Origin of the sequence: Halomonas llamarensis, assembly GCF_023555005.1 — a bacterium.
GTDB lineage: Bacteria > Pseudomonadota > Gammaproteobacteria > Pseudomonadales > Halomonadaceae > Vreelandella > Vreelandella llamarensis.
This window is the reverse complement of sequence record NZ_JAMJPJ010000006.1, coordinates 143,856-167,594: the sequence shown is the minus strand read 5'-3', so window position 1 is coordinate 167,594 and position 23,739 is coordinate 143,856. Positions and strand designations below refer to the sequence as shown.

Sequence of the window (23,739 nt, the reverse complement as noted above, 5' to 3'; positions counted from 1 at the left end):
GCTGACGTTCATCGCGCATCTCGAAGCGCCAAATCGCTTGCTCACGTTCAGCGGCGGATTCCGTAAACAGATCGAAGTCGAGCAAATGCAAGCCCACCGAAGCGCGCAACTCTTCGTAGTCCTCTCCAACACTCAGCTGGTTACCCAAGGTGCGGGTTAAATAGAATAACCCCCGTTTGTGCCAGGCCCAGTAACGGCGTACCTGTATCTCGACATTACAGCAGTTGCCGCCGCCATCGCGGGCCAGCACGTCGAGGATGATGTATTTGCCGTTAAGTTCGGCCGGCTCGATGTTGGGGTTGCTGATGTCAACGGACGCAATATCAGGCAAATCCGGGCGCAGATCGTTGATCAGATCCACCAACAAATCAGGCGCTTCAGCAAACAGCCGCTTGAAGACATAGTCGTTGGTGGGATCGAGTAGCTCGCTCATGGAAACTCTTATCTCAATACCCCAATACTACCACAGCACCCGGCTCGCCAAGGCGCCTTACCGCGTGATGCGCCAAGCAAACGGTATCACCGCCTTACAGCGGGGAGCCATCAAAATAAAAAAACCAGATACAGTCATCGAGCTGTGCATCAGAAGCAGAGGCAATGCGCTTGTCAGCCCAGTCCGGCAACTCACCAAATTTCAGAGCTATCTGTTTGCGCCCACCCCTTCATGCACTGCTTTCGCTCGCTCAACGCGCTCAATCGTATTCACATAAGGCATGTGCTTTTTATAGCGTTAAACGCTTGTACAAACTCGGGTTCCAGCGCCTCGGGCAACTGGAGCATCCAATCGATGATGTTAAACAGTCTCACGATTTGCTCGCGGCGGTAGCCCCGTTCATACAGCAGCCGAATCAGGGCAATGTTGACATCCTTGCGCGTGGCGCCGTCTTTTACTCGTTTGGCGTGGATCTGGGCCATCACCACCGATGTCGGCGGCGACACTTTCCCTATCATCGCCAGCAAGTATTTTTTGACCACCGATATCGTCTCAATCGACCAACACATGCCTGCTAGGGCCGATACGCGATGCACCAGTTCCTGTAACACCGTGCGTATCCTGCGTCGCTTTGCCGGGTGGCGGACCGAACAAGATAGTTGATGCCGAACAGCTAACAAAACCGTGCGGGCAGCCAGAGGGAACGGGAGCCATATCAGGGCCTTGGGAATCGGGATAAGCCGTCATCGCGCTAGTTTAGCAACTCATCGCGGCCACTGGGACGCGCTTATGCCGTGAGGTAGGGGAGATTTATCGGGTAGCGACATAAAATGCCGCACAGGGCGGCATTGACGCTTTGATCAAATAATCGGTACGAACGGTACACAACCATACAGATGCCCTGGATAGAGCTTCACTCAATCACCGGCATCGCCATCACCGCCATCCTGAGAAGAAGAATGATCGAACGCATGGTGCGGTGCCAAACGACGGCCGCGCTTTCCCGGCCAAAGGCAAATAAACGCCAGCACGGCACCAAACCAGGCACCTTCTTCGGGAGAACTCGCGGTCGTTTTTACCACGGCCAGGTAGCCACCGATGGCCATCGGCACGGCAAACGACAGGCGCCAAGGCAAGCTGCGGATATAGTGTCGCCAACGAGACATCACCGGCTCTCCTCTGGTTGTCTGCCCACCCTGCATTCCGAAAGAAGCAACGGGGCTAGCTCACGCATCCGAGGCACATCAAATACACGGTACGAGCGGCACGCCGCCACAGCCGGTTAATAGCATGGCGGTGGCGAGTAATAACGTCACTTTCAACATAATATTCAGTGCTTCGTCTGCTTAGGCAATTCTTCCGCTAACGCATTGGCATACGCCCGGCGTGCCGTCTGGGCAATCGCCAGTTGCTGGTTCAACCGCTCAATTTCCTGATCGGTCACGCGCAGGTTGGTCAGCTGCGCTTTGGCGTTATCGGTGAGATCATTGAGGTTGTACTCGGTGCCGTCGATGGTCACGGTCGCGGCTTTCTGTTGTGTCTCTTGCTTGGCCATGAAGTGGCTCCTTACTGTCGTGTTGAATGAACTGTCGAAATCAAATTCTACCTCATCATCCCCTTCCCCGAACATCTCGTCCAGGTTCTGGCGGGCTTGGGCGTGATCAGCATTGGCGTGTGCCTCGGCTAAACGGTCAATCAGGTTGAGGGGAATGGTCGAGAACCGATGCGCGCAGATGATGGGCAAGACGTTTCTGGAAAGCATTCAGCGTGAGATTGAGTCCGGCTTCCAGAGAAATACGGGGTTGCCACCCCAGTTGCTTGCGCGCTCGCTGAATATCCGGGCAGCGGCGCCGGGGGTCGTCTGTTGGCAAGGGTAAATAACGTAGCGGTGGTCGCGCGGGCATGCGTTCGCCGATCAAGTGGGCTAGATAGTGCATGCTCACTTCGCCGGGGTTGCCCAGGTTCATCGGGCCGGTGATGTCGTCCGGGGTGTTCATCAAACGCACCAGGCCGTCGACGAGATCGTCAACGTAGCAAAAACTGCGGGTCTGCTGGCCATCGCCGTAAAGCGTCATCGGCTCGCCCTGCAGCGCCTGGCGAATGAAGTTACTGACCACACGGCCGTCGTCCAGCTGCATGCGCGGGCCATAGGTATTGAAGATACGCGCGACCTTTACGGCCACGCCGTGCTGGCGGTGATAATCAAAGCACAGCGACTCAGCACAACGCTTGCCCTCATCGTAGCAGGCACGCGGGCCGGTAGGGTTGACATGCCCCCAGTAAGCTTCTGTTTGCGGGTGTTCGCGGGGGTCGCCATACACTTCCGACGTCGACGCATGCACGATCGGAATGCCTTGCGCGCGCGCCATGTCCAGCAGGTTCAGCGTACCCACCACCGCCGTTTGCGTGGTGCTGATGGGTGCCTGCTGGTAATGGGCGGGCGACGCCGGGCAGGCCAGATGAAAGATGCCGTCGATACCGTTGACGTCACCGGCGCCAAGCGGGCGCACCACATCATGGTAGCAAAACACGAAGTGGGCATTATCAGCGTGGTGGGCCACGTTGTGAGACGCGCCGGTCACCAGGTTGTCGATACACAGCACGGCGTGCCCGTCGTCAAGCAAGCGGTCACAGAGGTGCGAGCCCACAAACCCTGCCCCGCCGGTCACAAGATAACGGCGCATCACGCCTCCTGTTGTTTATTAAACTTGTTTATTGAGCGCCTGCGTCAAGCGTTTTACATACTGCATGATGATGGCATTGAGCACCTGGTGGTCTTCCCCAAAGACACTGTGCTGCAGGGTCATGGCTTTATCCGCCGCGATCAGCCCCGCATAGGCTTGTTTCGTGCTTAGCGTCAACGACCGCTGCATGATACGCGCAAGCGCCATCACCTCCCGGCCGGTCAAGTCAGGGTAATAATGGCCCAGCAAAAAACGCCGCAGCGGGGTCTTGTCCTGCTCCAGGCGCGGCGTGTTGGCGCTGATGTTTCCCCCGTGGCGGTGATACTCCAGCACTGTTTCAGGCATATTGGCGAACACGGCCCCGGCCGCCATCATGCGGTTGAAAAACTCGTAGTCGTCATCGCCGCGACGTTCGGCGCTGTAGTTGAGGTTGTGCTCAAGCAGGAAATCACGGCGCATGATCACGGTCGGATGCACCAAGACCCCATCGACCAGCAGCAGGCGGGCTTTCAATTCACCGTCACCCGTAGGCAGCTGCATGGCCAGCGATTTATCCGCCATGACCTTAGTGGCATGGGCCCCAGCCAGCGTGACCTCAGGGTGGGCATCCATCCACTTGACCTGGGTGTCCAGGCGGTGAGGCAGTGCTATATCGTCGGAGTCCATCACCGCGATATACCGCCCGCGGGCGGCGTCGGTGCCGATCGCCCGGGCCAGGCCCTGGCCCCCGTTAGCGGGCAAGGCCAAAAGGCGCACCCGCGCATCATTGGCGGCATACGCCGTGATGACATCCACGGTGCCATCGGTGGAGCCATCGTCGACGATGATCAACTCAACATCACGGTAGGTTTGGGCGAGCAGGCTGTCGATCGCCGAGGCCACCTGCGTGGCGCGGTTGTAAACCGGCATGACAATACTGACACAGGGCGTGGGCATTAGCGCATATCCTTGGCGGGTGAATCAGGGCCGGGGAACACCTTATCCAGTTGCGCTTGCCAGGTCCACTCGCCCACCGCGTGCTCGTGGGCTTTTCGGCCAACCGCCAGTGCGCAGTCGTAATCACCCAGCACCTCGCGCATCAAGCTGACAAGATGGTCTTCGTCGGGTTCGGCCCACCAACCGGGCAGATAGGGAAAGCAGGTGGTATCCGCCGCAACCATGCGTTTCACGTCGATCAGATAGCTGTTATCCGGGCGGCAAAAATCCAGATGGCCGCTGTAGTGGGTGGCGATTACCGGCAGCCCGGTGGCCATGGCTTCCAGGTACGGCATCCCAAAGCCTTCAAAGCGCGTGGGCAGCACAAAGCAGTGGGCCTGCTGGTAGAGGGCGGCCATGTCATGCTCATGGCGCAACGCTCGCGCATCGATCTCGATATTCGCGGCGTTGGCGCACTGCTGACGCAACGCGGTGGCGTCGTGCAGCGCGGTCTTGAGGATCAAACGCACATCGGCCCGCTTGCCAAAAGCGCGTTGAAAAGCGCGCACCAGCATGGTCAGGTTCTTGCGCGGCGTGGGTTCGGCCACACACAAGAAGGTAAAGGGGCCGTTGACGGTGCGCTGGGTATAACGATAGTGCGCCGGGTCAACGCCATGCCCCAGCACGGTGACCGGCACGCGCACCCCGTGAGCGATAAAGATATCGCGAATGAAGTGGCTTGAGGTATACACCGCATCGTTGGCGTTGATGGCGGTAACGATGCGTGGCGACAGGCCGTCGACATCGTGAAAAAACCAGGGCGTTACGTGGCGCGCGTAACGGGTCAGCCCGGCTTCCCGAACCGAGCAAAACTTGATTTGCTGGTCAGCCGCCAACGCCGCCGGATTCGCCGTCACCCGCTGGCGGGTGTCGTCGTCCCAGTACGCGGCAGCCTGATCGTTGCTGAAGGGCAACAGGTGCGTTTCGTAGCCGCGGTTTACCAAGTGCTTTAGCGCATGGTAGCCAACGCGGCCCATGCTGCCCGGCCCGCCCACAAAGCTATTCAACAGTATGCGCCTTACGCGCAGGGGCGGCGCCAGGCTGTTGGCATTGTGGCGTGGCTGATGGCGCTGAAGGGCTAACGGCAGCAAGGCGTCGATCAAGCGCTGGGTGCTGTTTTCAATACGGTGCTGCTGGCCTTGCGCGTAAGCACGCTCAACGTACGAGCGATAAAAGGCCTCATCGTCAAACCAGCGCTCGATGCGCTCGATCACCGGCTTCAGCTGCGCGGCCGAGGGCACCTGGGCATAGGGCGGCTGGTAGCAGGCTTCGGGCAGGTTAACCGTCAAACCGGCGTTGCCGATCACCTCGGGTAACCCGCCCCGCTGGGTGACCACCGCCGGAATACCGTTGAGCATGGCCTCGGCGGCCACCCGGCCAAAGCTTTCCCACCACAGGCTGGGGGCCAGCAGGACGCGGGCGCGAGCATACACCGGGCGCATGTCGGGGGTGTTGGGCGTGACCACCACGTTGCTCAATGAATGGCGCGGCTCGCCCCACTGCGACGTGATCTTGGCTAATAGCCCTTGCCAATGCCCGCGTGATTCGACCACTTCGATGACGATATCCGGGCGGCGGGTCTCCAGTTCCAACGCCAGCCGGATGACCACCGCCGCGCCTTTTTCGAGCAGCGGATTGACAAACAGCAGCCGCTCGCGGGTTGTGTGCGCCGCCACCACCGGCGCGGGGTCGATAAACGCCCCCACCGGCTGCGGGGCAATATCCAGGCGTTGTTGATAATGCCTGGCGGTGGCGTGGCTGTCGGTAAGAATCATGCTGACATCGCGGCACCAGCGGGTGTCGTGGTAATTGCCGTTGGCCAGATACGCCACGCAGGGTATGCCGCGCTGACGGGCTTCGTCGGCAATCAGCAGATCCATCATGTGGCCGCCGTAGTAATACACCACGTCGGGCGGGCTTTCCTCCAGCACCTTGCGATACAGGCTCACCCAGAGGGCTTCTTCACGGGCGGTCATCCTTGAACGCTGGGTGCTGGCGGTCTTGACCAGCAGGTGGGTTAACGGCGGGTCCTTGACGGTGATCACGGGCTTGGTGCTGGCATCAAGCGACGTCCACTGCGCGCCGAACCTCGCCGTGCCGCTGGGGTCATCAAATACCGTGGCGCCCACGATGGACACTTTGGCGCCCCGCCGGTCCAGCTGGCGCAGCATTTCGCGCACGGCCATGGCCGCCCCGCTGGCGGTATCCATCAGGCAGTAGGCGTTGGCCCACAGCACATGCAGGGGGCGGCCCTGCACGGCCGTGGTGAGGTCTGACGTTGGTGGCGTTGCCGTGTGGGGCAATGGGGTTGGCGAGGAAGCTGGCATCGCGTTCGCTTATAGGTAGTGAAACGGTGGGCGTCAGGGTGTGCGCCCAGTCTAGCTAACTATCGAAATCAAATTCCAGCTCATCGTCCCCTTCCCCGAACATCGCGTCCAGGTTTTCAGGGGCTTGGGTGTGGGTCAGTTTCTCCTGCAGGGCGTGGCGCTGGGTGAGCTGATCCACCTGGGCCATGCTGTAGAGCTGCCCGTAGGCCAGTTGCATCGGCGCCCCTTGCAGCGTGGCATACGTCTCGGCGTCCAGGGCATTGAGGGTTTGCTCATCCACGCGGTAGAGGCCGTTGACCTGCTTATGGCCTTCGCCAATGGGTACGGTTAGCGTCCACGGGGAAAGCACACCGGCTTTTTCCAGCATCTGACAGGCGTTGAGGGTCGCTTGTCGGTTGCCTTCACATTGTGTCAGAAACGCCAAGGTATCAGCCACGGGCTTGGCGGGTTCGCCGTTATCAAACAACGGCTTACCGCCGTGTTCCAGCAGGTGATCGGCGGCGATGCTAAGTGTTTTATCGCCTTTGCCCTTGCCGTTATTGGCCAGCACAAACGGGTACCCCCGTAGCGTGGCAGGCACGTACTTGGCCAACCAGCGGCCATCGGGGTGCAGGTAAAGGTTCTGGTCTTTCTCCACGCCCAGCACGGCGACGGGCAACAGGCCATCGTCACCGGCCAGAAACCCCACCACGTAGTGCGGCAGCAGCTTAGGCAACTCGGCCAGCATCACCGGGGCAATCACCTGCCCGCTGGCGTGGCCGTAGCCCTCACGCGGGGCATACGTATGCTCGGCATGATTTGTGCGGGATAGCGCGATCCATTCGGTCATAGCGGCTCCTTACTTATCGTAAAAGTAAAAAACCCGCCTCCGAAGAGGCGGGTTCTGTTTGCGTTGACCTATCCGTAGATAGGCATCTCACTTAGGAAGTGGGATTAAGCGACATCAATGTTCGCAGTTGTCAGAACTGAATCGACGGTGCCGATCAATGTCAGATCGTCAGCAACGATGTCATCCGAATCACCACCAGTGTTGGTTACCTGGTAGATAGCGCTGGAGTCGTCATCAGCAATAACAACAAACGAGTCAGCCATGTCAACGTCATTGTTGAACGCTGTGCTCATAGCCGTAGCTGCAGCAGTATCGCCGTCTGCATCACCAGCATTACTAGTGCTCAAGAAGAACACGGCGTCGTCACCCATATCGAAGGTTGGACCTTCGGTTAACGTAGTAGCGGCGTTAACATCGATCAGATCGATCGTGTCAGTACCACCAGTGCCAAAATCAGTGACGTTGGTGCCGCCAGCAGCTGTTTCGGCACCTGTGTAGTCGAACGTGTCGTCAGCAGCAGTACCTGCGACAGGGGACCCGTTAGGCATTATCACGGTGATCGCGTCGCCAGCAGTAGCGTTGACGCCATTACCAAATACACTAGTGTAGTTGGCTGCAAGCAGCGTTGCCATACCACCATCAAACTCGATGGTATCGTTCGTGTCCAGCAGGTCGATCGCGTCTGCTTCAGCAAAGTCGTTCGATCCGGTAGTCACACCAGTGACAGTGATCGCGTCAGCAGCGGTCAGAGCAAGACTAAACTCACCTGTACCAGTGCCAGTGATCGTCAGCACCTGAGCTTCGGTCAGCGTCGCAGCATCATCAGCGAAGTTGATAGAAGTACCTGCAGCCGTATCGGTCAGGCCAGCCAGGGTAAGCGCTTCGCCGGTACCGACGTCGTTGGCTGTGATGGTGGTAGCTCCGCTGAGAACTGCACTGCCACCGGCATTTTCACCAAGGATGACCGAGAGGCCGTCTTCAATGACCCAATCAAACACGGTGTTAATGTCCAGGGCACCCGAGTTCAAAGCACCATCCAGGATGGTCTCAACTTCTGTGTAGGCCGATTGAGCCGCAGATACGCTTACAGTACCTGCGTCAAACGTGGCATCTGTTGTGATGTTGTAGTTCGTCGGCAGCTGACTCGCGTTTAGTGCTTCTTCCAGCGTAAACTCGTTCAGCAGACGGCTATCCGCATCAGCGATCAGACGCTCAAGCTCAGCTTCGTAATCATCGTTGCCGACGAGGTTGAAGTTGATGCTTGCACCGAAGTCCATCGTGCCTAGCTCTTGAGCAGAACCTGCATCGAAGTCACCATTAACCACGGTACCACTCTGGTCAACGGTAGACTCTACGTAGAACACTTTGTATTCACCAAGGTTCTGATCGTTCTCGATCATTACAATGTGCTTCTGAGTGTCGCCGATCAGAGTCGTACCAAATGCCTGGGCTTCCAGGTTTTGGTCGAATGCGGAGTTCGCGTTGTTGCCATTCATTTCGCTGACCAAGTCTGCTGCAGTCAGTGAATCGAAGGTGATATTGGTAGTGTTACCCGCCGTATCAAAACGCGCCATGTTGACGGAGTTAGCGGTCGCATTGCTGGTATTCTGCGCCGTTGGGTTACTCAGCTGATTGTTGCCATCACGCAGCGTCACGTTAATGTCAGTTGCGGACTGAGTGTTAGTCGTAGAAGTAGACGGATCTTCTTCATTATCCAACAACGCAGTGAAGTCAAGCGCGTGCAGACCCACGTTGTTCTTGTTACCTGAAAGATCATTCGGCGACGTATCGTGGAAGTTCACCACACTAACGTGACCGAAGGCACCGTCAACTTCCAGCACGTTAGAGCTGTTTTCGTTGTCATCAAGGACAAGCAGGTCTTCTGCACCAGTACCCATGTTGATTACAGAGAAGTTGACACTGCCGGTACCATCGGCGGAAGCAAAATCAGTACCTGCAGAGAAGTTCTGATAAGGCGTAGCAGTAGTACCACCGTTGGCATCAACGTTACCGTTGTAGTTCAGGTTACCAAACTCAGCGGCTACGTCGGTCGCGCCATTGGTGAAGTTGCTGGAATCCAGTGTGGTGGTGTCGATCAGACCTTGAACCAGGTCGCTAACGTCGTTTCCACCGACGGCGACTTGGCCAGCAGTCGGATTGGACGCCACAACGGTCGGTTGTTCGATCTCGATGGAGAGATCGTTCTCACCTTGAACCAGAGACGTAACCGTCAACTCACGAGCAGCTTCGCCTTCACCGGTGCTGAGCAAACGAGCCAGGTCAGCGTGAGAGTCGATAGCATCGATAATCGCTTCGTTGATTTCCAGCTGAGTAGCAACAAAGTTGCCTTCTGCATCAGTCGGCACAGATACAGTGCTTTCAAAACCGGCGAAAGTCACTGTCAATTCGGCTTGATACAGGACACGCTCGCCAAAGTTCTGCGGGCCAGAGTTCTGACCGAAGGTCCAAGCACCATTGGAGCCGCTAGCAGTATCGGCATTGATAACAACATAGTCGTTACCTGCACCGGCTGTGATGTCGGTAAGCACATTGCCGTTGACATTGACGGAATCATTGCCTTCACCGGCATTGATGCTGACGTTGTCTAGCTCGGCCATGGTCTGCTGAGAAGCGTTTTCGGTATCGGTAGTCAGCGTAATTTGATCAGCGGCGCTGCCGGTATTGATGCTCAGGCTGGTACCGATGGTGTCGATGGCGTCGGTGTTCAAACTGACATCGACGGTATCTTCACCCGCGCCGGTGGTGTAGTTGTACACACCTTCGCTGGTGATGCTGGCGTTGAACTCGACATCGCCACCGCCAGTAGCGTTCAGGGTGTTAACGTCCTGGGCAGCAGTTTCGTTACCGATGGTCAGGTCGCCCAGGAACTCAGTGGCGTTGATCATATCAACCGTGCCACCGAACGGCGTAACACCTTCACCACGGACGGTCAGGCTGGCGTGGGTCTCACTAGCAACAAACTCAGCGGCTGTCGCGATGTTAACGGTACGCAGCGCGCCATTAGTAGAAGCAATCTGACCCAGGTTGCTCGGCTTGTCGTCTTCGCCTAGCACGTCGATGTTGAAGACTTCGATGCCTTCACCTTCGCCTTCGTCTTGAGACTTACCACCGATGATCAGGTTGCCGCCTTCGCCTTCACGACCCACCTTGTGCAGGTCAGCATTAACGGTAACGGGGTTCTGAGTCTGCTCAGATACAACGTTGTCGAAGTTACCGTAGATGTCGAACTGACCCGTGGCGTTTTCCGGCGTGACGAAGCCAGTCGGCACCAGGTCACGGCCTCGCGCGTCGATCAACGTGATCGCCGGGATGTCGACTTCGATACCGTCATCGTTGAAGGTGGAGTCGAGGTTATTTTCATCGACTTCTACCGTGATGTCTTCCAACGCGGTGTTGCCGTTAGCCACCATCTCGTCGATGCGCGCCTGCAGAGCAGCACCGTAGGACACCCAGGTGTCAGCTGCAGCAGCAACAGCTGCATCCATTTCGATAACAACCGGCGTGCCGTCGATTTCCAGAGACACACCGTTACGCTCAACGTTGAGCAGCGGCGCGTTAATGTAGTCTGCGCTGTCTTCGTCGAGCAGCCAGTAGTTGGCTTGAGAAACAGACGTGGTCTCGCCAGACAGCAGATAATCTTCATCGAAGTAGACGGTCAGATCAGACGCGTCGCCATCGCTGTTGAAGTTATCGGTGTGATCCATGCTGATGGTCATGTCTTCGGTATTGCGCGCATTACCGTTGCTGTCCAGCGTGGTCAGGTTTTCGATGACCAGATCACCGTCAGACTGGGTAGAACCGATGGTATTAACGCCCTGGATATTCTTGGCATCCACGGTAACCGTGCCGCCGCCACTAGCGGTGTTACCACCGAGATCGCGGGCTTCAAACTCAATGTTTTCAACATTGGTGATAGTCGGCTGAATGTCGATCTGGTTGCCGCCGGTCACACCAAAGAACTCAGGAACAACTTCGGCGTACAGGCTGTCGTCACCCGCGCCGCCGTCAATACGGTCAGCAGAAGACAGGGTGTTAGACACGCCACCCGCCATCGGGTTCTGGCTCAGGTAAGCTTCGTAGCTGTCGTTGTCAGCTGTACCGGCATCATCGTTGATGAAACGGTCGGTGCTTGCAGTGAGGCTAAAGGTATCACCCGGAACGCCTGGATCTGGCACGTTTTCCAGATCTTCAGCTACCTGAGCATCAAATGCAGCGCGATCAGCGGGAGATGCGGCATTGATGAACAACTGCTGAAGTTCGCTGGCAGGTACGGATGCACCGCCGCCATTGACCCAGTAGTCAAGGCCTTCGGCTTCCGGCTCACGGCCAAACATGTTTTGGTAAACAGCCGTCACCAGTTCTTCGCGGGTACGATCACCGTAAAGGGCAACGTATTCCGGCTGGTTGTCGTTGGCCAGATTCGCACGCAGCTCAGATTCGCTGACGTTTTGGTCCTGCCAGTACTCCAAGCCTTCACGGTCAGCAGGACGACCCAGGTAGGCCGTGTATAGCTGCTGAATTTGGGTATCTGATAAAGCCATTGATGTAACTCCATATTTAAGTGTCGAATCGACATTAGCCGCGGTTGATCCTAAATGGACTGCGCGGCCGTGAGCGAGGCCTCGCTCCAGAGATTAGGTTGATATCTATCAACGCTAATTCTCATCCGTTGTGTGTCAGCTTAAGCATCGTCGCTTATATTGAGATCGCTTATCGCCGACACGCACATATCGCTGCTATGTTTTACCCGCAGCGCTTATAGTAAGTCAATAACATGAGACTAGTAAAAAACGAATGTAACTTGATTGTACATTTAGTTAGGCCTTTTTTTGACCCACAAGCGACAAATTGATTATTTTTTAACCAGGCCAGTGCGTTAATTATTAACTTAGCACTTGCTAAGCCTGCCATAGATAATGTCTCTTGCCAATAAAAAACAGCGTTTCCATTGTGATGCCTTTCATCCTAGACGTCACTCTCACACATGGCAGTCAGGGTGTCATCCAGCGTGTGCCGTGGCCTGTTGGGCACCCAGGCATCCAGCCGCCGGGTACCGGCTTTCAATTCTGGAATATCATTCGCCCTGACAAAGGCGGGGTTAACGCGAATTTCCAGTCGATGATTGGCGATATGTTGCAGCTTTTCGATCAGGGTGTTCAGCGACACCGCTTCGCCGCTGCCAATATTAAGAATGCTACCGCTGGTGGCCTGGCGGGGCCAGTCGGCCAGCAACTGGGCGTAAACCGCTACCACATCGCGTACATCGCTGAAGTCACGGCTGACGTGGGTATTGCCCAGCTCGATAAACGTTGCCCGCTGCTTGATATGGCGCACGATTTTCGGCACAAGGAAGTGCTCGGCCTGCCCTGGCCCGGTGTAGTTGAAGGGCCGGGCGATCAACATCGGCAGACGCTCGGCGTAGGTGCGGGCTATGTGCTCCATGGCCAGCTTGGAGGCGGCGTAGTGGTTCACCGGCGCAGGGGGAACGTGTTCGTCAATGGTGGCTTGGCCGTTGGCACCGTAGACGTTGGCGCTGCTAGCTAGCAGTACCCGCGGCGGTGTAAGCAGCGCGCTCAGGGCTTTCAGCAGGGTTTCAGTACCCAGCACGTTGACGCGGTAAAAATCCAACGGCTTAGGGTGGCCGACAAAGGATAGCGCAGCCAGGTGATAAACGTGCTGCGGGGCTTCCTGCTGAATAAGGGTGTTGAGGGCTTGCTCATCCTCCAGTGCGATAGCGTGGTACGCATCGGCACCGCAGGGTTCGCTTGCCAGGGCCACCACGCGGTGGCCCTGGTGCTTCAGGTGGGCAATCAAGTAGCGGCCGGTAAACCCGCTGCCGCCCGTTACCAGGCACGTTGGCATGGTGACTCCTTGGCAATGGCGTGTTTGTTCACTTGTCGAGGTGACGGACCGCTAGCTGCCGGTGGCAACGCGTACCAGATCAGCCTCGACCATCATTTTACACAGACTTTCCAGGCTAGTAGCCGGTGACCAGCCCAGTTCGTTGTAGGCCTTGGCGGGGTCGCCAATCAACAGCTCTACCTCGGTGGGACGGTAGAACCGGGGGTCGATGACTACCACCTGCTTGCCGGTCGCGACGTCGGTGGCGGTTTCGTTTTCGCCCTGGCCTTCCCAGCGTAGTTCAATATCGGCTGCCTTGAACGCCAGGGTAACAAAATCGCGAACGGTTTCGGTACGGTTGGTGGCCAGCACGTAGGTATCCGGGGTGTCCGCCTGCAACATGCGCCACATGCCTTCGACGTATTCCTTGGCGTAGCCCCAATCGCGCTTGGCATCCAGGTTGCCAAGGGCCAGGTGGCTCTGCTTGCCGCGCTTGATGCGGGCAACGCCGTCGGTGATCTTGCGGGTGACAAACTCGCGACCACGCAGCGGTGACTCGTGGTTGAACAGAATGCCGCTGGTGGCGAACAGGTTGTACGATTCGCGATAGTTGATAGTCATCCAGTGGGCGTAGAGCTTGGCAACACCGTAGGGGCTGCGCGGGTAGAACGGGGTGGCCTCGGTTTGCGGTACCTGCTGAACCTTGCCGAACATCTCGGAGGTGGAGGCCTGATAGAAGCGGATGGTGCTGTCCACAATGCGGATCGCTTCGAGCAGATTGACCGCCCCCAGGCCGGTGATTTCCCCGGTGGTGATCGGCTGGTCAAAGGAGACGCCGACAAAGCTTTGCGCCGCCAGGTTATAAACCTCACGCGGTTGGCAACGCTGCAACAAACGAATGCTGGATGACAGATCGGTGAGGTCGTACTCTACCAGGTGCAAATTGGGGTGGTTTTCAATCCCCAGTTCTTCCATGCGCCAGAAATTGACTGAGCTGGTACGGCGGTAGGTGCCGTACACGGTGTAGCCTTTTTCAAGCAGCAGCTCGGCTAAATACGCGCCGTCCTGGCCGGTAATGCCGGTAACAATCGCAGCTGTGTTCTCCATGCGTTGGCCTTTGTTTCAATGGGGTGGTGTCAGTTGATAATGTTCATTCGGGCGCTGAAGAAGGCGCTGATAAGCGGATAATAGCATAGTCGTCACGTTCGATAACCGTTAGCGCTTCAACCGCTTTCAGCGCCTCGACAAGCGGTTGAAGGCCTGGCTTTAGCGTGGTGTCGACGGGCCAGATATGGGCCGCCCAGAGCATGTCGTGGTACGGCACGACAAGGGTGTCGATTTGGGGATGGCGCAGCATGGCGGGCAGTGCCTGTTCAGGCGTCTCGGGCCAGCCACGTATGGCTACCTCGCGCAGCGGCTGGGGCCAGTGACGCTTGGCGAGGGCCAAATTCTTGTCACCGCCAATGTTATAGGCGTGAATACCCAGCTGAGGGGCGATAAAGTTGATTAGAAAATCGTTGCGGTAAGGAATGAAGAAGACTCGCTCGCCGGGGCTCAAGTCGCGCGCCAACGCAGGCACTAGGGTGTGGCGAATATCACTAATGGCGGCGTGGTATTGCCGGGTGGCCTGCCATCGCTCGGGGTGCGGCAGGTGGCTGACAATCAGCACGCCCAGGAGCGCGGCGAGCAGGTGATAGCGGCGCGTTTGGTGGTATGCCAGTAGCGGCAGCAGCAGCGCCCAGGCACCCAGCGCCCCAAGGGCCGCCCAGCGGTAGGCGGCGCGCATGTTGTTGAACCCTGGCAGGTGGCCTGAAACGAACGCGCTGCCGGTGGGTAGCGTGGCGTGCTCGGCGGCCATGTGCGAGGGCTGCCCCGGCATATCCGCAGGCCGGGTGTCGTTGACCTTGAGCGACGGGCCAAGCGCCATGTAAAATCCGAACAGTGCGATGGCAAGCCAGCCAAACCACTGGATACGCAACTGCCGGGCCGCGTATACGCCTAAAGCGGCGACGATAAGCAACGGCAGTAAAAAGGTGGTATTCCATACCGAGTTGTCGCCGAAATGGTGCTTTATGTCGCGGACCTGGCTGAGGTGCAAGGTGTCCCAGAGCCAGCTAATACCGGCGCTGGGCCTCAGCAGGTAGGTGAGATCCATCCCCCAGCCGCGGAAAAACGCAAGCGAGGCTCCGTCAAAATGGCTTTGGCCGATGTAGCGGCTAAACAGCAGGTAGGCCAGCGCAAACGCAATGCCGTGGAGCGGCAACAGACGTGTTGCTTCAGCCCACCAATGGGCGCGGCTATACCATAAGTGACTGAGGAGTAGCAGCGATGTGCCGCAGGCAGCCATCATGAAGGTGTAGCCGTCCATGAAGACGGCGATAATCGCCATGGCAAGATACAGCACGTAGCGGCCCCAACGCGCTGCACTGCCCTGCCCTCGGGCATTGATAACGGCGAGCAGAACGCCGTGATACGCGGGTAACAGGGCAATCCCCAGGGCCAGCGTCGAGTACTGGGAGTGCCACCACACCATGGGCAGCGTCAACCAGGCACTGGCTGCCAGCAAAGCAAGGCCTGGGCGAACGCGATAATGGCGCGCCACCCGGTAAGCACCGTAAAACGCGACGCCGAGCCAAGCGACATACATGGCAGTGAAGGCATTTTCCGGCGCAAGGCCGAGCCGCAGGCCGAGGGCGGTTGGCCAGGCACCGGCCAGGCCGAAGGCAATCGGTGCGGGCTCGGGGCCGCCGAAATGGGTGGCATACACCGAGAATAGGCCGTTTTGGGCCATGGACTCGGCAAAACCGAGCATCCAGTTGGCCTGGCCAAGGGTGGGCACGGAGATGCCGGGCAGCGCCCCGTGTACCACCAGCAGGCCAATGAACAGGGCAAACCCGAGCATGACAACGAGGGCACGGCCACTCACGCGCGCCAGTGGCGCATCCTGATCCTTCATGGGGTGGTTTCCTGATGATGATAGAGCCTTGCCACTCCTACCAGGGCAAAATAGAGGAGGTCCCCCCCCACGGTGACAAGGCGTGACAATACAACGGCCAGCAGCAGCGGCTGCTCGGGAAGATGGGCACCCAGCAGCGTCAGCAGCACCAGTTCGCGAACACCTATCCCGGCGGGCGCACCGGGGGTCACAAAGCCTATCAACCAGGCGATAACAAAGCTGCTGCCGATGGCCACCAGCCAGCCAACGGAGAGCGGGGATGGCATCAACGCCAGCAATATAACCACAAATACGCTAGCCGAGGCGGCTAGAAACCCGCCGTTGTAAAGCAGCGCCATGGCGATATCGCGGCTGACCCGCCGCACGGCGAACCCGCCCCCGAGAGTGGCAAGCAAGAACAGTCCTGCCGCCAGCCATGCGGGTATGCCGGGCACGATCAGCGGCAGGACCAACAGCCCGAACACGCTGGCCGCCACGGCCTGTATGGCCAACTCCAGCACCATCACCCCCGCCAGGCGCCAGCCGGGCAGCCCGGCCGCCACTGCCAGCGCCTGCCGGCCGGCCAGATGGGCTATATTGCCAGGCACGTATTTGGCGAGTTGCGAAAGCCCGTAGGTGGTGATGCTCCAGCGCCGGGTCACGGCGATCGATTTGTAGCGCAGCAGGGCGTGCCAGGCTAGCGCGAGGCAAATATTGGCCATCCCGATGACGCCCCCCAGCACGATTAAAACGATCACGAACTGTGCGCTGAGCTGGCTCAGGTCGATGTCGTGGCGGTCGTGATAGAGCTTCTGCCCTACGAAGTAGAGGCTTGCCAGCGCCAGCAGGCCGCCAACAATGTGCAGCGCTTTCTTGAGACGGGGCTTGTACGCGACAAAACTTGCCTTCATGGCTGCTTGTGGGACGCTGGATCAGCCGACTGGGCGTCTTCCTGCGGCTCTTCCAGCGTATGCCGGTAAGCGGTGCTTTCGGGCGGGTCGTTGAGTTCCTGGCGCAGGCTTCGGGCACGCAGCTCTTCCAGCAGCTTGCGGTTGGCGCTCAGCAGGTCGGCCAAAAAAGCGACCAGTATGGTCTGAAAGCCCATGCCGAGTAGCACACCGGCCAATATGACCGACTGGATATGCCCTGCCCCGCTGCCGGTCAGGTAGTACCAAAGAAAACGCAGGCCAAGCAGCACACCCAAGCCAAAAATAACCAGCCCGATGCTGGCAAAGAAGCGAAATGGCCGATAGATAACGAAGATGCGCACGATGGTCATGATCGAGCGCTGTATATAGATGGGAATGCTTTTGACGAGCCGCGAGGGGCGCAGATCTTCATTGACATTGACCGGTACGGAAACAATCCGCATGCCTTTTTGACCGGCCTGAATCAGGGTTTCCAGCGTGTAAGTGTAGTCGCTGAAAACCACCAGACGCTGGGCGGCGCTGCGGGAGATGGCGCGAAAACCACTAGGGGCGTCGGGCACATCACTGGCGCTGGCTTTACGCACGACCCAACTGCCGAGCTTTTGCAGCATTTTCTTGACGGGGGAAAAATGCTCGATAGTGGCGATCGGCCGTTCACCCACCACCAGGTCGGCCTTTTGATCGACAATCGGCTGGGTCAGATCGGGAATGCAGCTGGCATCGTACTGGTTGTCGGCGTCGGTATTGACGATGACATCTGCGCCGCAGTGCAAACAGGCATTGATGCCGGTGGTGAAGGCCCGTGCCAGCCCCTGGTTGTGGGCATGACGCACGATGTGGTCAACACCGTTCTGCTCGGCGACGCTGACGGTTTTATCCACGCTGCCGTCATCGATAATCAACCATTCGACCGTGTCGAAGCCCGGCACTGTTCTGGGTAGTGCCTGTAAGGCCAGACCGAGTGTTTCTGCTTCGTTGTAGCAGGGTATCTGGATAATGAGTTTCAAGACGCCTCCCTGTGCGATGAGTGCTGACTCGCGCTGACGAATGCAAGGTCGACAAGCGCGGCCTGCATGAGTTGATGGTAGCGCTCGCCCAGGCGCGGCCATTGGCGCGCATCCAGCCATTCCTGGCGGGCTTGATGGTAGGTGTTGCGCTCGGTTTCTGGGGCATTGAGGACCCGGGTGATGCCTGCGGCAATGTCGTGGCTATCGAAGCCGCGGGTCTGCCATACCACGTCTTTAACTTCGTCAAAAATGGGTGCCGGGGTGGTCAGTATGTTCGGGCAGGCGGCGACGGCGGTGCGTACCGCCGCGCTGCTGGATTCTTGAGTGTACTGGTACGGCAGCACCAAGGCGTTGCATTCGGCCAGGCGCTGCTGAACGTCTTCCAGCGCCAGGAAGCCGGTTTCCCATTCGATGTGGTTGTCGACCCCCAGTCGCTGGGCGGTGCGCTGGCAGCGGGCCAGCTCTTCCTGGGAGCTTTGTTCATCGCGCACGGAGGTGACCAGTCGCAAGATGCTGCCTTCCGGTAGCGCCTGCTTCTTGCGCAGGACGGCAAAGGCTTCAATCAAGGTGTTCACGCCTTTATGCGGCAGCAGAAAGCCAAAGCTGCCAATTCGGGGTGCCTGATCGCCGCCGGGCGCCTGAGTGGGGTCGCCCGTGGTATCCACGCCCTGGGGGATCTGCGTGACGTTGTCGGTAATGCCGATGCGCTTGAGGTAGTTCAAATCATCCAGGGTGTGCACAAACACGCGGTCAAATTCGGCGAGCGTGGCGGCTACCGTGCGCCGGCGGGCGGTGTCAAAGTCGACCACGGGGCGGGTGGTGTGCAAGGTGATATACACCCGCTTACCCTGACGGCGGCTTTGCTGCACTTCCTTTTGCAGCGTGTGGTCCAGTTCGTAGAACGCAAAGTGATGCTGCAGCCAAACGACATTGCCGATGGCGTCTGCCAGCGAGGGGCTTTGGCCGCGCTGCCAGTCACGTTTGACGTTCAGGGACCGCTCCTGCTCTGCCGATGATGGCTGCTGGCCGTTGCTAAATTGCGGGGCATTGATCGAGAAGCTAAACGCTGGATCAGCGGCTTGTAACGCATCCACTAGGTGGGCACTGTACTGGCCGACACCGCAGGGTTCGTTCCAGGAGGTGTAGAGGCTTAACGACAGCGGTGGCTCAGTTAGCTGAGCGCTTGTCCGCAGGCGACCAAGCGCTGCCATCACGGAATCTACCGCGCTTGGCGAGAAGAAGCGCGCCTGCATGGCGCCATGCAGCTTGCTGGCGGCCCGCGTGGCACTTGCGCCGCCCTGACGTAGCGTTTGGGCCTGATGCTGTACCTGCTGTACCAAGCTTGCCACACTGGGTTCGACCCACACCGCCTGGCCTGCATTGAAGTGCGACTGGGCGTGGTCGAAGCAGTAGTTGATACAGCCCGAGTGCTCCACCGGGGTGAAATCCGTGTGCGCGCCGTAGCCGGTGACGACCAGCGCACGGGAGAATTCGCCCGCTTCAATGGCGGGCATGTTGAGCCCTTCGCCCCGGGTGGGCAACACGACGATATCGGCTTCTTGGTAGAGCGCAGCCATCTGCGCGGCGTCGTAGTCTTCCATGATGACGTGCAGGCGCGCGCGGTGTGGCTCGCTTATGTATTGCGCGACCCATGCCTCGACCTGGTTGTGCGGGTTGGGGAAGGTTTTGAGGGTCAGCGTCAGCGCGGGGTCGTCGGTCGCCAATTGCTCAAACGCCTGCAGCAATACATCGACGCCCTTGCGCGGAAAGGCTGACGAAACGTGCAGTAGGTTCACGCTTTGCTGCTGGCTGACGCGCTGTAAATCGCGGGCATGGGCATTGGCGGCATGGGGGTTGGCGACCAGCGGCAGCGCGATCACATGGATGGGCAAGGTGCAGCCGCTGTCCATGAGCACTTTCTTGACAAACCAGGCGGTGACGACAACGCCCGCGTAATGGTCGTTCAGGGTGGCGACCATGTCGCTGGGCACCCAGGACTCTTCCCAGAAGAACAGCGCCACGGGTAGCCCATGCTGCGTGTCAGGGGTTATCAGCGGGTAGTGGTGGTACAGCGCAATACGCTGGGTTTCTTCAAGCGCCTGCCATGCTGAGGGCTCGGTGAGCGCGTTTAGCTGGGCAACGTCTTGCTCGCCGCCAGGGGTCGTGCGCACCCGGGCTTCGGGTTCGTCCTCGTGGGGCGCCAGCCAAAGCGCCGGGGCGTAGTGGCTTGCGTGCAAACGGGTAAGCAGATGGCGGTTGACGGCGGCCAGGCTGTAGCTGCCATTGATGTGGCCTTCCAACCGGATGCCTTTCAGCGGCACTGCGGGGCTTGCGAGCGGAGCATCGCGCAGCGTGAGCGCTTCCTGGCGCACCGTCGCGGTAATCTCCGGGTCCAGGTTCTGGAAGTCTTCTTCGTTGAACTGACCTGCCCGGCTGAACAGACCATCACCGGCTGCCATGCGTCTTAATATGCGCACTTTAAGGGCCGGAAAACGGTTCAATACCTTGAGCGCCAGCCGTTTCAGCCAGGGGATTTGCGCCAAGCGTCGTAGCAGCTTTCCGGTGGCTTGCGACGACTGGCGTTGCCATCCCATTACGCTGCGCAACGGGCGAGTGATGCGCCACGAGCGGCTTTGCAGCACACTGTTGAGGTGGTGTTCCAGGTGGCCGTTATGCTGTTCCAGCAGCTGCTTCTCTTGTCGCAGTGTATCCAACGCTTGCTGGTTTTGCGCCAGCTGTTCAGTTTGCTCATCGATTTTACTGGCGAGGATTTCCAAGCTGCCCTGCTGGGCCTCGGTCCGCTTGTCGAGGTAGTCGAACCAGGGGGCGCTGGCTTGATCGGTTTGCTTGTGGGCAATCAGCGCGTAGTCCGGGTAGGCCGAGACGACCCAGTCAAGGTAATGACGCAGCGGCGCATTGTCTTCCGGCGGCTGGGGGCCGTTGAGACGCAGGATATTGGCTTCCGCGTAGCCTGAATCGGTCGCCACAAAGTGCAATAACGGCGGCGGCAGCGGGTGCTTGTGAGTGGGGTCGAGGTAGAAGCTCCACAGCCCAACCGTCAGGTTTTCCGGGTTGGGGGTTTCGATTATCAGCACGCCGCCGGGCAATAGCGCCCGATGAATTTCCTGGATCAAGGTGACAAGACTATCAAAGGGAATATGCTCGGCAATATGGAAGCCGGTGACGGCTGCCAGGCTGTCGCTTTCTGTTTGCTGCAGAGCGGTTAGGGCGTCGTTGACTTCAACAAGCAGACCGCTTTCGTTACACGCCTGGGCCATGCTTTCGTTGGTGTCGATACCTTTGGCGGGCCAGCCATTTTCCCGCATGAGTTCCAGCCACTCGCCCCGGCCAGAGCCAAGGTCGACCACCTGGGCGTCCGGGTAGCGCGCCATGATGGGCGCCAACAGCGGTACATAGACGGTAAGGCGCTCTTTGATAGCGTCCTTTTCGCCACGAAAGTGGTTGGTAAAGCGAGTATAGAAATCCATTAAACTGACTCGTTAGGTGCTGAACTTTTCGCGGTTTTCCGTTCACATTGAATGGTGGGCATCACCCAACTGGTGCCCAAGAAGAAGTCTTTTTCCATGTTGACCATCTGAAACACCAGCGCATGGTCAATCCATTGGTAATTGTGGGTTAAGTGGGTGTCGCTTCTGTGCAGCGACAACGATACCGAGTAGCTACCGGGCCCCAGGTTGGCGTTAAACCGCAAGCAATAAGTGAGCGTTTCACCGGCGTTGAGCTGGCGTTCCACCTGATGGGTGTGCCAGGTATTGGTGCCAAACACGTCCTGGCCGACACGGTCTTTGAGCTTGTAGCCCGCCACGAGCTCGGGCAGATCGGCATGAATGGCCACCTCGATACGCAGTTCCACCGGCTGCCCGACATCGACCACATCCAGCGCGTTGCCATTTGTAGCGTGAAGGCTGATCTGTTTGACGCTGGCTTCCCCGGAGCCTGAGCGGGTTTGAATCTGACCGCTATCCAGCGGGGTGATTTCTACCTTGGCGTTTTCTTTCTGGGCGATGATGGCATTGTAATAGTCCATGATGTCCTGGGGCAGGCCATCTTCCAGCACTCTGCCCTGGTCCAGCAAAATAGCGCGGTCACAAAGGCTTTGGATGGCGGCTTTATCATGGGACACAATCAGCAACGACGTGCCCTGGCGCTGAAACTCGCGTATGCGGTCAAAGCTTTTATGCTGGAAGTAGGCATCGCCGACCGAGAGCGCTTCATCGACGATAAGGACTTCCGGCCGGAAGGCGGTGGCGACCGAAAACGCCACGCGCATTTGCATGCCGCTTGAATAGACGCGCATGGGTTGGTCGAAATAGTCGCCAATTTCGGCAAAAGCTTCTATGTCTTCCATAGCGTCGTCTATCTGGGCGTGGGTAAAGCCCATCAAGCCTGCCGAGTGAAGCACATTCTGGCGACCGGTCAGCTCGCCATTGAAGCCCATCCCCAACTCCAGAATCGCCGCTACGCGGCCGTGGGTGCGAATGTACCCTTCGGTGGGGCGCAGCGTGCCGGTAATCATTTTAAGCAACGTGCTCTTGCCCGCGCCGTTTTGGCCCACGATGCCTACGGCTTCCCCCTGGGCGATGTCGAAGTTGACGTCGCGCAGTATCCAGGTTTCTTCTAAAGGCTTGATCGCGCTGAACCAGCTGGCAACACGCATCAGTTCGTTGGGGTAACGGCGGTAGGCCTTGCCTAGCTCGCGTATTTCCAACAGGGGTTTGGGTCGAGTATGAGTCGTGGACTGTGTCTCAGATTGTTGATGAGGTGATTGACTCATAGGGCATCCACCATTTCCGGGCTGGCCTTGCGAAACAGTATGGCGCTGACAAACAGTAACCCTGCGCCCAGGACGGCTAGACCGACCAGAGCCGCTACCGACGGCGCGTGGCCGTAAGCCAGTACGCTATGGTAGGCACCAATCAAGTGAAACAGTGGGTTGAACGCTATCAGTGTCTGTAATGCCTCGGGGACAATTTCCGCCGGGTATACCACGGGGGTAAACCAGAAAAGAAACTGTAAGACGATGGGCATAAGCTGACCAATATCGCGGATAAAGACATTCAGGATGCCTAATAATAGCCCCAGACCCAGCGCCAGTAACACGGTAATGCCGGTCAACACGATTAACCAGGGCAGCGTGCTGGGCGTGAAATGGCCCAATATGGCAAATACCACTAGAATCACCACAAACAGGGCGAGGTTATTGATCAAACAGGAGCCGGTGATAATCACGGGCAGGGCTACCTTGGGGAACACCAGCTTTTTCATCAGGTTGGAGTTTTCAATAAAAACACCCAGGCAACGGTTGAGTATTTCACTGAACAGGCTCCAGCCAAGCATCCCTGCCGTCAAGTAAATGGCATAGGCGTATTGGCTATCAATACCGGGCAGTTTGGCGGCCAGCACTGCCGATAGCACGAGCGCGTAAATCAGTACCATCGAGAGCGGATGAATGATCATCCATGCGCCGCCAATGCGGCTGCGGGCAAAGCGTGTTACCAGCTCGTGACGGATCGAGGTGGTAATGAACTGGCGATAGCGCCATGTTCCTTTCAGTGATTCCAACATTCCGTTACCTTTTGGCACCCTTGCGGTTGCGAAACAAAAACGTGCGCTATGGTAAGTCATAGCGCAGGGCGTTAACCAGCGTCGCTGTCGGTTAATCCCGCTAGATGATGTTACTCATCATTATCAGCTCACGCGCTTTAACAGGTTGGCATGCGTTTTTGGCAAGCAAAAT

The 23,739-nt window shown here is 58.2% G+C and carries 17 protein-coding genes; all 17 read right to left on the bottom strand.

Features of this window, described 5'->3' with window-relative positions; genetic code table 11:
• Positions 1-433: Rpn family recombination-promoting nuclease/putative transposase (locus tag M8006_RS06300; RefSeq protein WP_250080611.1), on the bottom strand; the 433-nt coding region annotated here is incomplete at its 3' end.
• Positions 434-702: 269 nt separating this feature from the next.
• Complete coding sequence (locus M8006_RS06295) at positions 703-1,044, bottom strand: hypothetical protein (RefSeq protein ID WP_250080610.1); 342 nt, start codon at positions 1,042-1,044, stop codon at positions 703-705.
• Between the two features lie 306 nt (positions 1,045-1,350).
• A complete protein-coding gene (locus tag M8006_RS06290) occupies positions 1,351-1,599 on the bottom strand; it encodes a hypothetical protein (protein ID WP_250080609.1) in 249 nt (82 codons plus the stop codon).
• Positions 1,600-1,763: 164 nt separating this feature from the next.
• Positions 1,764-2,177: a DUF6447 family protein gene (locus M8006_RS06285; protein ID WP_250080608.1), complete on the bottom strand. Its 414-nt coding sequence runs from the start codon at positions 2,175-2,177 to the stop codon at positions 1,764-1,766.
• The gene (locus M8006_RS06280) at positions 2,125-3,117 is read right to left on the bottom strand and encodes a UDP-glucuronic acid decarboxylase family protein (protein WP_250080607.1); all 993 of its coding nucleotides are present in this window, start codon (positions 3,115-3,117) and stop codon (positions 2,125-2,127) included. Before M8006_RS06280 ends, M8006_RS06285 begins: the two co-directional genes overlap by 53 nt.
• Positions 3,118-3,135: 18 nt before the next feature.
• Positions 3,136-4,053: a glycosyltransferase family 2 protein gene (locus M8006_RS06275; protein ID WP_250080606.1), complete on the bottom strand. Its 918-nt coding sequence runs from the start codon at positions 4,051-4,053 to the stop codon at positions 3,136-3,138.
• The gene (locus M8006_RS06270) at positions 4,053-6,419 is read right to left on the bottom strand and encodes a glycosyltransferase (protein WP_250080605.1); all 2,367 of its coding nucleotides are present in this window, start codon (positions 6,417-6,419) and stop codon (positions 4,053-4,055) included. The genes M8006_RS06275 and M8006_RS06270 overlap by 1 nt, the downstream gene beginning before the upstream one ends.
• 55 nt (positions 6,420-6,474) lie before the next feature.
• Complete coding sequence (locus tag M8006_RS06265; protein ID WP_250080604.1) at positions 6,475-7,248, bottom strand: SapC family protein; 774 nt, start codon at positions 7,246-7,248, stop codon at positions 6,475-6,477.
• A 104-nt stretch (positions 7,249-7,352) separates the two neighbouring features.
• Positions 7,353-11,810, bottom strand: coding sequence for a DUF4214 domain-containing protein (locus M8006_RS06260; protein ID WP_250080603.1), 4,458 nt, complete (start codon positions 11,808-11,810; stop codon positions 7,353-7,355).
• Positions 11,811-12,234: 424 nt separating this feature from the next.
• Positions 12,235-13,131, bottom strand: a complete 897-nt coding sequence (locus tag M8006_RS06255; RefSeq protein ID WP_250080602.1) for an NAD-dependent epimerase/dehydratase family protein — start codon at positions 13,129-13,131, stop codon at positions 12,235-12,237.
• A 51-nt stretch (positions 13,132-13,182) separates the two neighbouring features.
• Positions 13,183-14,217: a GDP-mannose 4,6-dehydratase gene (gene gmd / locus M8006_RS06250; RefSeq protein WP_250080601.1), complete on the bottom strand. Its 1,035-nt coding sequence runs from the start codon at positions 14,215-14,217 to the stop codon at positions 13,183-13,185.
• 43 nt (positions 14,218-14,260) lie between these two features.
• The gene (locus tag M8006_RS06245; RefSeq protein WP_250080600.1) at positions 14,261-16,066 is read right to left on the bottom strand and encodes a hypothetical protein; all 1,806 of its coding nucleotides are present in this window, start codon (positions 16,064-16,066) and stop codon (positions 14,261-14,263) included.
• Positions 16,063-16,956 (bottom strand): hypothetical protein, encoded by an 894-nt coding sequence (locus M8006_RS06240; RefSeq protein WP_250080599.1) that lies wholly within the window; start codon positions 16,954-16,956, stop codon positions 16,063-16,065. The genes M8006_RS06245 and M8006_RS06240 overlap by 4 nt, the downstream gene beginning before the upstream one ends.
• Entirely contained in the window at positions 16,953-17,981 is a 1,029-nt protein-coding gene (locus M8006_RS06235) for a glycosyltransferase family 2 protein (protein ID WP_250080598.1), read from the bottom strand. Before M8006_RS06235 ends, M8006_RS06240 begins: the two co-directional genes overlap by 4 nt.
• Positions 17,978-21,469 carry a glycosyltransferase gene (locus M8006_RS06230; RefSeq protein ID WP_250080597.1) on the bottom strand — a complete coding sequence of 1,164 codons (3,492 nt, stop codon included), beginning with the start codon at positions 21,467-21,469 and terminating at the stop codon, positions 17,978-17,980. Before M8006_RS06230 ends, M8006_RS06235 begins: the two co-directional genes overlap by 4 nt.
• Positions 21,469-22,776, bottom strand: coding sequence for an ABC transporter ATP-binding protein (locus M8006_RS06225; RefSeq protein ID WP_250080596.1), 1,308 nt, complete (start codon positions 22,774-22,776; stop codon positions 21,469-21,471). The genes M8006_RS06230 and M8006_RS06225 overlap by 1 nt, the downstream gene beginning before the upstream one ends.
• Positions 22,773-23,567: an ABC transporter permease gene (locus M8006_RS06220; RefSeq protein ID WP_250080595.1), complete on the bottom strand. Its 795-nt coding sequence runs from the start codon at positions 23,565-23,567 to the stop codon at positions 22,773-22,775. Before M8006_RS06220 ends, M8006_RS06225 begins: the two co-directional genes overlap by 4 nt.
• Positions 23,568-23,739 lie beyond the last annotated feature (172 nt).

Coding starts and splice junctions, on each gene's coding strand:
- M8006_RS06290 (WP_250080609.1), bottom strand. CDS start 1,599: ATGTCTCGTTGGCGACACTATATCCGCAGCTTGCCTTGGCGCCTGTCG.
- M8006_RS06280 (WP_250080607.1), bottom strand. CDS start 3,117: ATGCGCCGTTATCTTGTGACCGGCGGGGCAGGGTTTGTGGGCTCGCAC.
- M8006_RS06275 (WP_250080606.1), bottom strand. CDS start 4,053: ATGCCCACGCCCTGTGTCAGTATTGTCATGCCGGTTTACAACCGCGCC.
- M8006_RS06270 (WP_250080605.1), bottom strand. CDS start 6,419: ATGCCAGCTTCCTCGCCAACCCCATTGCCCCACACGGCAACGCCACCA.
- M8006_RS06265 (WP_250080604.1), bottom strand. CDS start 7,248: ATGACCGAATGGATCGCGCTATCCCGCACAAATCATGCCGAGCATACG.
- M8006_RS06260 (WP_250080603.1), bottom strand. CDS start 11,810: ATGGCTTTATCAGATACCCAAATTCAGCAGCTATACACGGCCTACCTG.
- M8006_RS06255 (WP_250080602.1), bottom strand. CDS start 13,131: ATGCCAACGTGCCTGGTAACGGGCGGCAGCGGGTTTACCGGCCGCTAC.
- gmd (WP_250080601.1), bottom strand. CDS start 14,217: ATGGAGAACACAGCTGCGATTGTTACCGGCATTACCGGCCAGGACGGC.
- M8006_RS06245 (WP_250080600.1), bottom strand. CDS start 16,066: ATGAAGGATCAGGATGCGCCACTGGCGCGCGTGAGTGGCCGTGCCCTC.
- M8006_RS06240 (WP_250080599.1), bottom strand. CDS start 16,956: ATGAAGGCAAGTTTTGTCGCGTACAAGCCCCGTCTCAAGAAAGCGCTG.
- M8006_RS06230 (WP_250080597.1), bottom strand. CDS start 21,469: ATGGATTTCTATACTCGCTTTACCAACCACTTTCGTGGCGAAAAGGAC.
- M8006_RS06225 (WP_250080596.1), bottom strand. CDS start 22,776: ATGAGTCAATCACCTCATCAACAATCTGAGACACAGTCCACGACTCAT.
- M8006_RS06220 (WP_250080595.1), bottom strand. CDS start 23,567: ATGTTGGAATCACTGAAAGGAACATGGCGCTATCGCCAGTTCATTACC.